7 protein-coding genes are annotated in these 13,285 nt (G+C 45.8%); all 7 read right to left on the bottom strand.

What is annotated here, in order from left to right:
* Positions 1–27: 27 nt before the first annotated feature.
* Positions 28–642 carry a cytidylate kinase-like family protein gene (locus D1155_RS10310; RefSeq protein WP_160202320.1) on the bottom strand — a complete coding sequence of 205 codons (615 nt, stop codon included), beginning with the start codon at positions 640–642 and terminating at the stop codon, positions 28–30.
* A 65-nt stretch (positions 643–707) separates the two neighbouring features.
* Entirely contained in the window at positions 708–1,769 is a 1,062-nt protein-coding gene (locus D1155_RS10305) for an NAD(P)H-dependent oxidoreductase (protein WP_243151072.1), read from the bottom strand.
* Between the two features lie 25 nt (positions 1,770–1,794).
* Positions 1,795–2,778, bottom strand: a complete 984-nt coding sequence (locus D1155_RS10300) for a lactate dehydrogenase (protein WP_160202319.1) — start codon at positions 2,776–2,778, stop codon at positions 1,795–1,797.
* Positions 2,779–2,794: 16 nt separating this feature from the next.
* On the bottom strand, positions 2,795–7,564 hold the full coding sequence (locus D1155_RS10295) for a phosphohydrolase (RefSeq protein WP_160202318.1): 4,770 nt from the start codon (positions 7,562–7,564) through the stop codon (positions 2,795–2,797).
* Positions 7,565–8,185: 621 nt separating this feature from the next.
* Positions 8,186–10,048 carry an ABC transporter ATP-binding protein gene (locus tag D1155_RS10290; protein ID WP_160202317.1) on the bottom strand — a complete coding sequence of 621 codons (1,863 nt, stop codon included), beginning with the start codon at positions 10,046–10,048 and terminating at the stop codon, positions 8,186–8,188.
* Positions 10,032–12,392: an ABC transporter ATP-binding protein gene (locus D1155_RS10285; protein ID WP_160202316.1), complete on the bottom strand. Its 2,361-nt coding sequence runs from the start codon at positions 12,390–12,392 to the stop codon at positions 10,032–10,034. The genes D1155_RS10290 and D1155_RS10285 overlap by 17 nt, the downstream gene beginning before the upstream one ends.
* Positions 12,389–12,868, bottom strand: coding sequence for a winged helix DNA-binding protein (locus D1155_RS10280; protein WP_160202315.1), 480 nt, complete (start codon positions 12,866–12,868; stop codon positions 12,389–12,391). The genes D1155_RS10285 and D1155_RS10280 overlap by 4 nt, the downstream gene beginning before the upstream one ends.
* Between the last annotated feature and the right edge of the window lie 417 nt (positions 12,869–13,285).

Genomic DNA, 13,285 nt, shown 5'->3' with positions numbered 1-13,285 from the left:
ACTCATCCACTTGATTTTCACTTTAATTTATCTATATGTTCTCTTATTAACGTATTCCACAATTAAGCTTGCAGCCTCTTCTTCTGAAATATAACTGCTGTTGATTGCCAAATTATAGTTGGAGAACTGCCCCCATTTCTGGCAGGTATGGTAGTTATAGTAGTTTGCACGAGCTTTGTCATAAGTATGCACTGTCTCCTTTGCATCGGCGGCATCAATGCCGTAAACATCGATACAACGGCGAATCCTGTCTTCCAGTTCCGCATAAACAAAGATATTCGTCACTCCTGGCATATCCTTGAGAATGTAATCAGCACACCTTCCGACGATGACACCTTCGCCCTCCTCGCCAATCTGATTAATCACATCAAATTGGGTGATAAAAAGCTTTTCGTTAACGGAAACTGCCTCGCTCATCATGCCCTCACCGAAGTTCATTGCTGAAGAAAGGCTATACGAGAAGCTGCTCTTTGCACGAAGCTCCGCGGTCTCCACAGTTTCTCTGGATAATCCGCTCTTTTCTACCGCCATATCGATAATCTCCTTATCGTAAAATGGCACGCCCAGTTTCTCCGCAACAAGTCTTCCGATAATTCGCCCACCGCTTCCGTACTCTCTGCTGATTGTAACTAGTTTCTTCATAAAAAACACCCTTTCTGTTCTCTATCCTATCCCTTTGGATACTTCTATTATACCGCAAAAGTGTTCTAAAGTGAAGAATAAATTCTCTCCGCGAAGGCTGCGGCTTTTTCTTCCAGATTTTCCACTTTTAGAATGCTTCCCGGATTATTAGCAGTTTCTACCAGAGCAAAATTTCCCGGTAAAATAAAGTTCTTGTTGAAATTCATCGCACCAATCACCTGCTCCGCCACAATATCTCCGCCGCTGTAGCCGGATATCACTAGAGCAAAGACTCTTTTCTTTGAGAAGTCGTGGGTGCGGAACACAGAGGTCAGCCGGTTAATAAAGGCTGTCAGGTTAGCGCTGACCGCATCATTGTAATTAGGGCAAACCATCACCAGCGTATCGCATTTAATGATAGCAGGATAAACCTTTTCTACCATGACGCCACCATAAAAGCAGTCGTCCTTTTCGCCAAAATGCAGACAGGTCTCGTATTTACAGCCGCGGCAGTCAAGGAGCTGACCGTTTCGCAGAGAAATCTCCTCCACCTCTACATCGTCGTCAAAATATCTGCGTACCTTTTCCCAAAGAAGCAGACTGTTGGACGTCTTCCTGCTGCTAGCGTGAACCATCAACACTTTTTGCGTCTTTTCCCCATGAATTTCGAAAGAAAGAAGCCGCTGCACCAGTTTTTTCACCTGCCCGGCATAAGCCTCCGCCAAATCCGTATGATTCACTTTGCTGATAATCTGAAAATTGTATAAGGATCCGGTTGCTTCCACCAGAGGTTTGCCAGGGAAAGTACAGCCTGCCATGTTTGCAGAAAATACCAGACGCCGGGCGAGACTTTTGGTAAAAAGCTCTCCGCTGCCGTCCACAATTACTCCTGCACAAGCCCCTGCAAGGCAGTCCGGCACTTTGCGGAAATACTCCAGCATACGATAGTATTCCAAATTGATACCGGCTTCAGAAAGGCAGACAGCAAAGAGCAGTCTCCTGCCTCTGAGGTCGGTTCTTTCTAAATCGTCAGCGGTCAGAAGATATTCCGCCTTGACATTTTTAAGTGCTTCCGAAAGCACCTGATCCATCCGACTTTCCCTTTTAAATTCTTTGCAAAACGGTTTAATCACTGTTAGCAAATTCAATCGCCTCTTTTCCTTTTCACATACGTCATTTTAAAGTCAACAGATGCCTATATGCCTTATTAATCCGTTCATACAGCGCCTCCGGCAAAGGTAAATCCTCGTAGTCAGGACCGTCTGCCTCCATGCGGTTTTTAATGCCGAGAAAAGCGCCGGTATTCTCATCTCCCAGATATAGAGAGCTGTAGTGCCACGCTCCCCGCAAAGTCAGCAGAATAGAGATGGCCGCAGATGAGATAGCAGGCGCGATATACGGCTTAAAGCCTAGCTCCCGAACCGCTACATTGGCATTCACCGTCAGCGCAGTCAGCTCCTTTGACAGTTCATCGTCGTAATGCACAATGCTGTCTGCAATCACCAAATCTTCTCCGTGAGGTCCGAAAGCGCGCCCCTCTTCTCGATAATGCGCCAGCCTTTGGTCTTTTCCAGCAAAATATAAAGCTCTTGCATTCATGACCCCCAAGCCGTAGCCCTGGATCTGGGAAGGCACAAGACCGCTGGAAGTAAGAAATGTCTTGCAAAGTGGATCTACGGGGTCTGATACCACCGCCACCAGTCCTTTGAAACGGGTGTCAGCCGCCATTTTTCCGTAGCGACTGATTAGTTCCTTATTTGCTTCAAGCTGTGCCATGCGCACATCGCCTTGACTTCCCAGCGGCGGCACACCTTTGCTTGCACAGAAAACAAACACATCACAGTCAAAGAGCTGTTCTTCGGCTACAGGCGTAACCTGCGGCAGCGATCCTGCCTCCTCAAAAGGATAGGAAATCTGATTCATTTCCATCTCAAGGCGCTGCAGGTTTTCCGCTGAAAGGTCGCAAATACCGATGGACGAAATCACATCACCACCCAGCAGCTTCAGCCCCAGAAGAACTGTTCTTCCCACGTCGCCGAGAGCCAGAACGTTAACCCGGTGCTTCTTCCCAGGCCTGACCGGTGCGCAGCCGCCTCGCTGCAAGCTGACAGGGTTCCTCACCCCCGCTTCCTTCCATAAATCTTCAATTCGTTTCATATTCTTCCGTTCCTTTTTATCCTTTCAGCCGCATACGAATCAGCTTTTCAATATCGTTTTCCACATAAGCAGACGGCGCTAGATTTTCATCGTAGCTGATGCCATTTCCAATGTCCGGACGCCGCGGATAGGTGATAACCTCGCCCAGACGTTTCAGCGTCAGCTTTCTTTCAAAGGTAGCCTGATACTCCTGCTCCAATACCTTTAAAATGTCTCTGGCATTTTCCAGACAGGTCATGGAATAATCGAAGACCGCCTCTGTTCCGGCCTTGATAAAGGTAGGCATAGTGTACGGCAAAATCAGATTAATAGATGAATCTGCGTCTTTTGCCATGCTGTCGCCGCCGATAAACGGATAACTGTCCCTCTCGTTAATCCAAACCTGTAGGCTCGGCAGGAAATATGCACTCTCTGCCTTTCTGTTTCTCACCGCCATTAAATCTCTGCCATTTCCGGTCATAACACCCACAATAATTTCCTTTACCTCTACCTGATTCTGTTTCAAAATCGGGTCTAAAATATTCATGCGGTAACCTTTGTGCAAAAGATCATCAATCAGGATAATCGGGCGATTAAAAGACTTGATTGTCTTCGCTTGATTGTCAAGTGCCGCATAATGCTTCATCTCCGCAATATTGAAATGGCTCAAATCGCTGTCAAAATATTTTTCCGTGTGCAGCGCCTTTGTTACTGTATTCGGCACCACCACATCCGCCAGCGCCTTTCCAAAAGGCACCGACATGTACGGACCGCGCTGCCTGTTTTTCGCAGGTTCCACTGGCACGCCGTTGAGCTTAGCAACCTTTCCGATAATCTTGTTGTGCACCGCACTGGTATTAAAGGAAAGCACCAGCTGTCCGTGATAAATCCCCGTCAGCACCCGAAGCATTTTGTTGTGCGCCTCGTCAAGAGCATGTAGTACCTTAGGATTTTTGTTCAGCGGATTCTTAATTACAGTTTCAACGTCACGGAACACCACAATCGGCGAGCGCATGTCTACCGCATAAATCGGCGTCTGGCTGCCAGCTTCTGCAATATTGATAAAGCCTTGCCTGCGCAGCGCCTCAATAACCCGTGGATTATATCCTGCTTCGTCAGCCGGATGATATACCACATATGCAAAGTCTCGCGCCAAAAGCTCCGTTAGAATTTCTGTAATAAGAATCTGATTTACATTGGAAATCGCCCTTCCCTTCCCTACAAAGAGAGCGCCGATAACTGCAATACCGCCGGTGGCTTTATCTCTGATGTGAGAAGCGATAGCAGGATCACCAAACTCCGCAAGAAGCTGGCTGGTTTCCACCCTGTGGGCGGCTGCAAATGCAGCCATCTTCTTCTGTCTTACACCGTTTTCAATGTAAAGCGTACGCACGCCTTGCCGCGACAAATATGTCTTGATTCGTTCCATATCATAGCCGCGGGAAATTAAATCCTCTCTGATTCTATCAAGACTATCCACATCTCTGTGCTCGTAGCTGCTGATCGTAATCTCCTTTGCCTGCAGCACATGTTTATATGCAGGCTCTCTAAGATAGAGATTTCTGTCGTAAATATAATTTTGCGCCACCGTATCAATCAGGTTGGAAATATCCCTGTTGAGGTCAATATTCTCTCTAATTCTGGTGGAACTGATATCTTCGTAGTATTTTTTCAGCCGCAGGTAAACCACCTCACCAGTAATCGGATAGCCCTTTTCTTCCTCTGCACCCTCCTTCTGCTCACCTGATTCTCTGGCAAAAGCGATGTGATTCAGGGTGTGAATAGAATCAGTCTCCGGCGGCGCTTTGTAGCAGGAAGCGTTCTTAATCACGTCAGTACCTACTGCAATATAAAGTTCCTTTCCGCAGAAAGTATCCTTCAGCACCTTGATATCCTGCGGATTTGCGATATTAACCGGAATATCCTCCGGGAACACATAGATATCCGCCTCGTCAGCCACTGACATATTCATGATTTTTCTTCTCTGCAGTCTCGGCTGAGTGTTCTTCGACCATGAAAACTCATCAAGAGCCATATACACTGTAAATCCCATATCACGAATCGTAGTGGCGACAGCCTTGTGTCCCAAGCTGAATGGGTCGAAGGTGCCCGGAAAAAATGCCACCTTGCGACTTTGCTGAAAATCAAAATTCCCCGTTTCAATCTGATTTTGACCGATATATCTGTAAATGTGATTCAAAACCGCCGCATTATTATAAAACTCCAATGCATCTTCCGTCTTTTCAGAAAGCAGCACTGCCAGTTTCTTATAACACTGACAGAAAAGTTCGTTCTTTTCAGCAAGACTCAGCACTTCACTGCCAAAAACTCTGGTGCCAAGAATCCAGAAAGCCTCCTCCGAACAGACATGATTATAGCTGGCATAAGCTTTCACCAGCAGATTGAGAAGTCTGAAACGGCGTTTCTCAGAGGTATTACCTTTCTCATAAAAATTCTCTTTATAAACAGAATAGTGCTCCAACATTACTCCAAGAGTGTTTACCACAGAAGATGCCGTCATTTCATTTCCAGTTTCCAGAATCTTTTGGAGCTCATCGATGGACTCATCCAGTTCCTTTGGCGGCAAATAGAGCATGATAACACCCAGGTAATCCGGAATGTATTTAGAAAACTGATAATCGCCCAGTTCCAACCCGTTAAACAGTTCTACGGTCAACTCATTTCTCTGCTCCGGCGGCATTTTTGCAATCATATGAAGCAATCCCTCTCCGGCAGCACGGCGCACCGTCACAGTCTCGCTGACTTTTACCAAATTGGAAAGATGCGTCGCTACATGAAGCAGTTTTCCTCTGTCACCGCTGCCTATGGCGTGTTTCAGCATAAAACCAATATTTGCCACCTTTTGAATCCACGGTGTGCCCGTCTTCAAGTCGTCAAGAAACATGGCTGCAAGCTGCTTATCAAAGTCCTCGTCTTTTGGCAGTTTCATCAGCATTCGCAGGTCAGTGTCATAACGCTCTTCCGTATAGGCGTCAAAATAACAGCGTGCCGCAGAAAGAACGCCGATATCCACGCTCCTGGAAAACCTTCCAAAACTGCCTTTTAGAAAGCTGCTCATAACGGCAACAAAGCTTTCTGTACACAAACTGCGGTCAATCACTGCCGCCGCATCAAGAAGCACCATGGCGGTGCTTTCCGTATGATTTTCCGTATCCTGGTAAAATTTTTCCAGAATGTCAAAATATTTATGCCTGCAAGACGGCTTGCAGTGGTTCACCGTAGCTCTGACGAAGCTGTCCAACGTGTTGGAAATCCACTTCTTATGCTGATCCGTCAGCTTATATGAAGGGTTTAAAATCTTCGTCAGATACTGTTCCCAAAGGGTCAGATTGCTGACAAGGAGGTCCGGCAAGGTGATATCAGTCGGCACTTCTTTCTTGTACTCTTCGCTAAAGCCTGCGACCATGCAGCCCATAATTTCTGCTGCCCGACTTCTAATGTCGCTTTCCTTATGAGAAAGCAGTTCATAGAGAAATTTCAGTGTTAAAAGCTTTTGCTTTTCCGTCATATAGGTGGAGTACTCCCCCAAAATACTGATATAGGTTCGCAGATTCTTCCACTGCTGCTCACTTCTAGCAGCTTCTATGAGGCTGGCAAACTCGCTGTCCTGGTGGAAGCGACTCATCAGCCTGATGTTATGTCCGATGGCAGAAAACTTCAGTTGGTTGACAATCTCTTCTCCCTCCAAAAGAACAATTTCGCAAACCTTCGGATGCGGCGCTTCTTTCGGCTCTGTCGCAAAATCCTCTGGAAGTTCTGTGTGCACTCCGTTTTCTTCCATATAATTCTCAAAGTCTTTCAGTTTGTCGTAAACCTTTTGGTAGCGAAGCTTTTTCGCATCGTCCACATTATCCAGCTTGCCCAAAATCACCTCATAGGCTTCAGCAAGACTGTAAAAATGCACCACTTCCTCGCCTTTTTCATTTCGGCTGCTCTTCACGCGGAAGTCTGCATAAATCAAAAGCAACGACTCTACAGACAGGTTTTCAAGCTCCAAATCCCAAGTAGAGTGATTGGCTGCAATATGGCCAATAGTCGGCATATGAAAACGGTTATAGCACAAATCGGTATAGTAATAATGAAGGTAAGGGATTCTCTTTTCCTCACTTTTGCGGCAGCCGTATTTTCCGATATCGTGCCCTGCTGCCGCGCCGGAAATCAGCGCCAAATCCACAGGCACCCCTGCTTTTGCAAGCTGTCTTGCTGCAAACATGGCGACGTAATGAACCCCGCTGATATGCCCAAGGGTGTTAAAAGGCGTAATATCAATACCGATACGCATGAACTCATAAACGTATTTACTTTTTACCAGCTTGTGCATATGAATATATTCTTTTGTATATCCCTTTTCCTCCACCTCGCTGTCTGTGAGAAACTGCATATCCTTGGTCGGGTCGAAAGGAAGATGCTCCCGCTCAAAGCTATATACGCTGCGAAGAATCTGCAAAAGCCAGCTTCTTCCATCGTGGTAAAAAGCTGCGCCGTCAGGTTCTCCCATCTCCGGAAACAGCTGGGCAAGAAGGTAGCTGTAGCAGTGACGCAGCCAGCCTTCCTCCGGCTCCTCAGAAAGCTGTGGAATAACCTTTTTTACGGCAGCCAAAACATCCTGCGCATTGTATCGTTTATTTGCGATTCCAATTGCTGCAAGGTCTGCCACCATGTGCTTCCACCGCTGTTTCTGCAGATTCTGCTCCATCTCTTTTCGGGAAACTCCGATTTCTTTTAAAAATGCTTTGTCCGTCAAATTCCGGCACAATGTTTCGTGGATTAAAACTTCCGTTTTCATAAGCCTTCCCCCTGGATTTGCACATATTATTTCTTATTATATCACGTTATTCAAACCGAGAAAATCCATTTTCACATCTGTACGCCTATTTTTCCCAAAAAGCAGATGAAGCATTTTTTGCTTTTGCAGAACTTTACCCTTTATTCATGAAAAAAAAGGAAACCCCTTCGCTAGGCTAATGTGCATCAGGACAAAATACATGTTCCTCAGAGTTTTTTAAGAAAATAGCGAAATGATTATCGATTTCTCTTGAAAAAAAACGCTCAATCCTTTGTGAATTAGTGTGAAGTACTCATGTAGACGTTATTTTACTTATAACTTTCCTTTTTTTGCGCCTACAAAGGGTGAAGTTCTGCAAAGTGAAATTTTCCTTTGGACCCGATAAGAAAACGATTGAGAAAATCAAAAGGCGCTCTAAATTATCGTGTGGGCACAACAAGAAAAAGAACCCTTCATGGATTAAGTAAGCCAGTTGCTCCTACAAAATTTCTTTCAAATTTCGTTTCTTCTGTACCCCGCTTCCAATTCTTTCACAAAATGCTGTCATTTCTTATGCGCATACGAAAACAGAGACTCTATTCTTTCAATAAAGTCTCTGATCTGTTTTTCTAAAATATCCCTTTATCCTAGTTCCTCAAACTGGGAGTTATACAAATCAGCATAGAAACCGCCGGCTGCCAGCAGCTGGTCGTGATTTCCCTGCTCAATGATGTCGCCTTCCTTCATGACGAGAATCAAATCTGCATTGCGAATGGTAGATAATCTGTGCGCGATAATAAAGCTGGTTCTGCCTTCCATCAGATTATCCATAGCGCTCTGAATCCGCTCCTCTGTACGAGTATCCACAGAAGACGTCGCCTCGTCTAAAATCAGCACCCTGTTATCTGCCAAAATGGCTCTGGCAATGGTAAGCAGCTGTTTTTGTCCCTGTGAAACGTTGGAGGCGTCTTCATTAAGTTCCATTTCGTAGCCGCCCGGCAGTGTTCTGATAAAGTGATCCGCATGGGCAGCCTTTGCCGCAGCAATAACCTCTTCATCCGTCGCGTCCAGTCTGCCATAGCGAATATTCTCCATAATCGTCCCTTTAAACAACCAGGTATCCTGTAACACCATACCAAAATAATCACGCAGATTATGTCTGTTGAACGCTCTGATATCGTGTCCATCCAAGGAAATGGAACCCTCCTGTACATCATAAAACCGCATAAGCAGCTTTACGATGGTAGTCTTGCCCGCACCGGTCGGTCCCACAATGGCAATTTTCTGTCCTGGCTTTACGTCGGCGCTGAAATCCTTGATGATAATCTGCTGCGGGTCGTAGCCGAAACGCACATGGTCAAAGCGCACCGCGCCCTGCGGATCTTTCAGCTGCACCGGATTTTCAACAGTCTGCTCTTCCTCTTCTTCTGCGAGAAACTCAAAGACACGCTCGGATGCTGCCGTCATAGACTGCACCTGATTGATGACCTGAGCGATCTGCTGAATCGGCTGCGTGAAATTCTTTACATACTGAATAAATGCCTGAATATCTCCAATTCCGATGGTGCCCTTGATAGCCAGAAGTCCTCCGGAAATCGCAACACCGGCATAGCCCATATTGCCTACAAACATCATCAGTGGGTGCATGAGTCCTGAAAGAAACTGCGATTTCCAAGCAGATTCGTAAAGTACATCGTTAGTCTCGTCGAATACCGTAATGGTTTCGTCTTCCTTATTAAACGCCTTAATAACCAAATGACCCGCAAAAGTTTCTTCCACCTGTCCATTGATATTGCCCAGATACTTCTGCTGGGTGCGGAAGTGTTTCTGTGAATACTTTACTACCACCGACATCAGGATTGCTGAAATCGGCAGAATCACCAGCGCAATCAAAGTCATCAGCGGTGAAATAGATAGCATCATGACCAGTACACCAATCAGCGTTGCAGTCGATGTAATAATTTGGGTAATGCTCTGATTCAACCCCTGTCCTAATGTGTCCACATCATTGGTAATGCGGGACAGCACCTCACCGTAGGTTCTGCTTTCAAAATATTTCATCGGCATGCGGTTAATCTTTTCAGAAATCTCCCTTCTCATGCGGTAACAGATTTTCTGGGTAATGCCGCTCATAATGAAGCCCTGCACAAAGGTAAACACCGAACTTGCGGCATAAAGCCCCAAGGTAATCAAAAGGATCTGCAGGATTTTGTCAAAATCAATACCCCCAGTACCTCCGATTTTCCTCATCAGTCCCTCTGCAAGTTCGGTGGTAGCGCGTCCCATGACCTTTGGTCCCAGCACGTTGAACACCGTTGAAGCCGCAGCAAAGAGCATAACCACCAGCACGGCAAACTTATATCTGCCGATATATGCGAGGAGCTTTTGAAAGGAGCCTTTGAAGTCTTTCGCTTTCTCGCCGCCCATCATAGCACCCATCGGTCCGTGTCCGCCAGGTCCTCTGCGCCTAGGCTTAAACTCCCTTGTATCATTCTTCACTGTCATTCACCTCCCCCTCTGTAGTCTTCGGCAGCTGTGCACTCTGGGATAGACCTCCCAGTTCCTTTTCCGAAAGCTGAGAACTTGCAATCTGCCTGTAAACCTCACAGTTTCTCATCAATTCCTCGTGGGTTCCCTTGCCCACAATTTCTCCATCGTCTAATACCAATATCTGATCTGCATGAAGTATGGTGCTGATACGCTGCGCAACCACAATCTCCGTCGCATTTTTAACTCTGTCAGCCAGCGCTTTGCGAAGCTTTGCATCAGTTTTCATATCCAGAGCAGAAAAGCTGTCGTCAAAGACGAAAACCTTTGGATTCTTTGCAATGGCTCTTGCAATAGCAAGACGCTGCTTCTGTCCACCGGACACGTTGCTGCCGCCCTGGGCGATATAGCTGTCAAATCCCTCTTCTTTCTCTGCGATAAAATCCGCTGCCTGCGCGATTTCTGCTGCCGCTTTGATTTCTTCATCAGTAGCCGAAACCTTGCCAAAGCGAAGGTTAGAAGCAATGGTTCCAGAAAACAGAACCCCCTTCTGCGGTACAAAACCAATTTCCTCACGCAGTTCGTGCAAAGCCAGTTCCCTAATATCTACACCGTCTAAGGTAATTTCTCCTTCCGTCACATCATAAAATCTTGGAATCAGATTTACCAACGTCGATTTTCCAGCGCCGGTACTTCCAATCATAGCTGTCACCTTGCCCGGCTCCGCTTTGAAACTAATATGATGCAGCACGTCTTCCTCTGCGCCCGGATAACGGAAGCTGACATTCTTAAATTCCAGCACGCCTTTGTGCTCTTTCAAAGCCTTCGGTTCTTCCGGCTCCCCAATAGAGGATTTTGTCTGAAGCACTTCATCGATACGTTCTGCAGCAACGCCAGCTCTTGGCAGCATAATGGACATCATAGTCAACATGAGGAAAGACATGACAATCAGCATGGAGTAAGTAATAAATGCTGTCATATTTCCCACCTGCAAATCTCCACTGTCGATTCTCTGTGCGCTGACCCACATAATCAGAATGACCAGACAGTTCATAATTAACATCATGCCCGGCATCATAAAAGTCATCACCCGGTTGGTAAATAGCTGCGTTTTCTTCAGATTCTCATTGGCAACATCAAAACGCTCTTCTTCGGTCTTTTCTCTGCCAAAGGCTCGAATAACTGAAAGACCTGTCAAAATCTCTCTGGAAACCAGATTCAGATTGTCGACCAGTATCTGCATGAGTTTGAACTTCGGCATTGCAATAGAAACAAGCAGAAGCACAAATCCCATAATTACAAGGACAGCCATCGCGATAATCCATCCCATGCCTGCACCGGTTTTTGCCACCTTATAAATGCCGCCTATGCCCAAAATCGGCGCATAAAGCACCATTCGAAGCATCATAGTCGTTACCATCTGAATTTGCTGTACGTCGTTAGTACTTCTGGTAATTAGCGATGCAGTAGAAAATTTATCAATTTCTCCATTGGAAAATCCGACTACATTCTTAAATACCTTGCCACGCAGGTCTCTGCCGACTCCTGCGCCGATTCTTGCAGCCAGATAGGAAGTGCAGACCGCTGCCGCCAGCATAAGCGCTGCCATGAAAAACATGCGAAACCCTGCACGCCAAAGATAGTCAGTCTGTACTTTCTCCATGTCGATACCTGCTGCCTCATTGCAGGAGGCAGCATAAGCAATCCCCATAGACTTTAGAGTATCTTCGCCTACAGAGGTAATCATTTCCTCCATAGAGGTTCTGGCATTTCTGATGGCTGCCTCGTCCATCTGTCCTTCTGCAATCATACGCTCCATCAGAGGACGCATGTCAACATAAGTCGACACATTCCCTTCTTCATCTTCCGCCTGAAAGCTGTCAATATCGGTGCCCATGAGAGTTTCAATCTCTTCGATAGACATATCGTCTATTTTCGATTCCAATTCTGCCATCTGTGGATTCTGAGAAACCGCCTCTTTGATAGTATCTTTAAAGTCGCCTTCGCGCATGTGACCCAACTGATAAGTCAGCGCTACAGCGGTTATCAGCTTCTCGTCGACTTCTTCTAGAACCTTTTCATCCTCTGCATTCAGTCTGTAATCGGCACCGTCCTCTACATAAATCTCATTCCACAGTACCGCTTCCTCTTCTTCCATAAAAACTTGCGCTTCACGAAATTCCTCAGCAGTGATTCTCTCTGGGGCGATATGCTCCACTCCCTTTCCTGTAATACCAGTATCTATAATATCTGCTGTGTACTGCGGCAGCGCCAGATCACAATAGGCCTGCACCGTAAGCAGCAGCACAATCAGAAGCACAGATTTCCAGTACGGAATTATGTTCCTAAAAATTCTCTTCATTCACTTTCCCCCTTCTTTTCATTATACTTTCGTTTTTCTATTTCTATTTTGGAAGTTTCCACAAACTTCTGCAGGTAGTCGTTAAGTTTTTGCATGGTGTCTGCCCCCAAATTGCCAAACACTGCATCAGAGAATTCTTCCATAATGCAGTCTGCTTCTGCAATGCGCGCGATTCCTTTCTCCGTCACCTTAACAAAAGTATTACGCCGGTCTTTCTTATCCACATCACGCAGCACCAGTTCTTTTTCCTCCAGCACACGCAATGCTCTGGAAATAGCCGGCGGCGGCAGATGCATTTCTTTCACAATCAAAGAGACTTTCACCCCCCCTTGGTCGACTCCGCTGCACCTTTGACAGTGCTGTATCATCTTCAGCACACCAAGTTCCCCGTGACTGATGCCCGGCAGCATGCTGGAAAGATTCAATTTCCGAAAAGAATGCATGATATCAAAAAAATTTTTCTGTTCCTCTCTCATGATTGGTCTCCTGTTCTAAACTTACCGCAAGAAATAGTTAACACCGTTAATAATTTTAATACGTCAAATATTTTAGCACGCAACTTTATTTCTGTCAACAGGATTTTTGCACGTGAAATACCCCCTGCAGATACGTTGAAACTACGAAGTTGTGCAAATCCATGCTTTTATTCGCCGAATGCACAACTACGCTACTGCAAAGTTGTGTAAATCCGATAAAGATTAATTTTTTTGCACAACTATCTCGTTAAAATTCTACTTGTCCGCAATTTTCTCTCACCCGAATTGTGCATTCATAATAAAATAGTTTGATTTTACTCAACTTCCTGCCGGAATTATATGATCTAAAAGAATAAGGTTGTGCAAAAACCTGTGTTCAGAAGCAAGATACACAACCCATCATGACAACAGTTGTGC

It is taken from the genome of Anaerotruncus sp. 80 (assembly GCF_009936115.1).
GTDB classification, from domain to species: Bacteria; Bacillota; Clostridia; order Peptostreptococcales; family Anaerovoracaceae; genus Senimuribacter; species Senimuribacter intestinalis.
Note: the sequence above shows the minus strand (reverse complement) of the source record. Positions and strands in the feature narration are given on the sequence as shown.

Coding starts and splice junctions, on each gene's coding strand:
- D1155_RS10310 (WP_160202320.1), bottom strand. CDS start 642: ATGAAGAAACTAGTTACAATCAGCAGAGAGTACGGAAGCGGTGGGCGA.
- D1155_RS10300 (WP_160202319.1), bottom strand. CDS start 2,778: ATGAAACGAATTGAAGATTTATGGAAGGAAGCGGGGGTGAGGAACCCT.
- D1155_RS10295 (WP_160202318.1), bottom strand. CDS start 7,564: ATGAAAACGGAAGTTTTAATCCACGAAACATTGTGCCGGAATTTGACG.
- D1155_RS10290 (WP_160202317.1), bottom strand. CDS start 10,048: ATGACAGTGAAGAATGATACAAGGGAGTTTAAGCCTAGGCGCAGAGGA.
- D1155_RS10285 (WP_160202316.1), bottom strand. CDS start 12,392: ATGAAGAGAATTTTTAGGAACATAATTCCGTACTGGAAATCTGTGCTT.
- D1155_RS10280 (WP_160202315.1), bottom strand. CDS start 12,868: ATGAGAGAGGAACAGAAAAATTTTTTTGATATCATGCATTCTTTTCGG.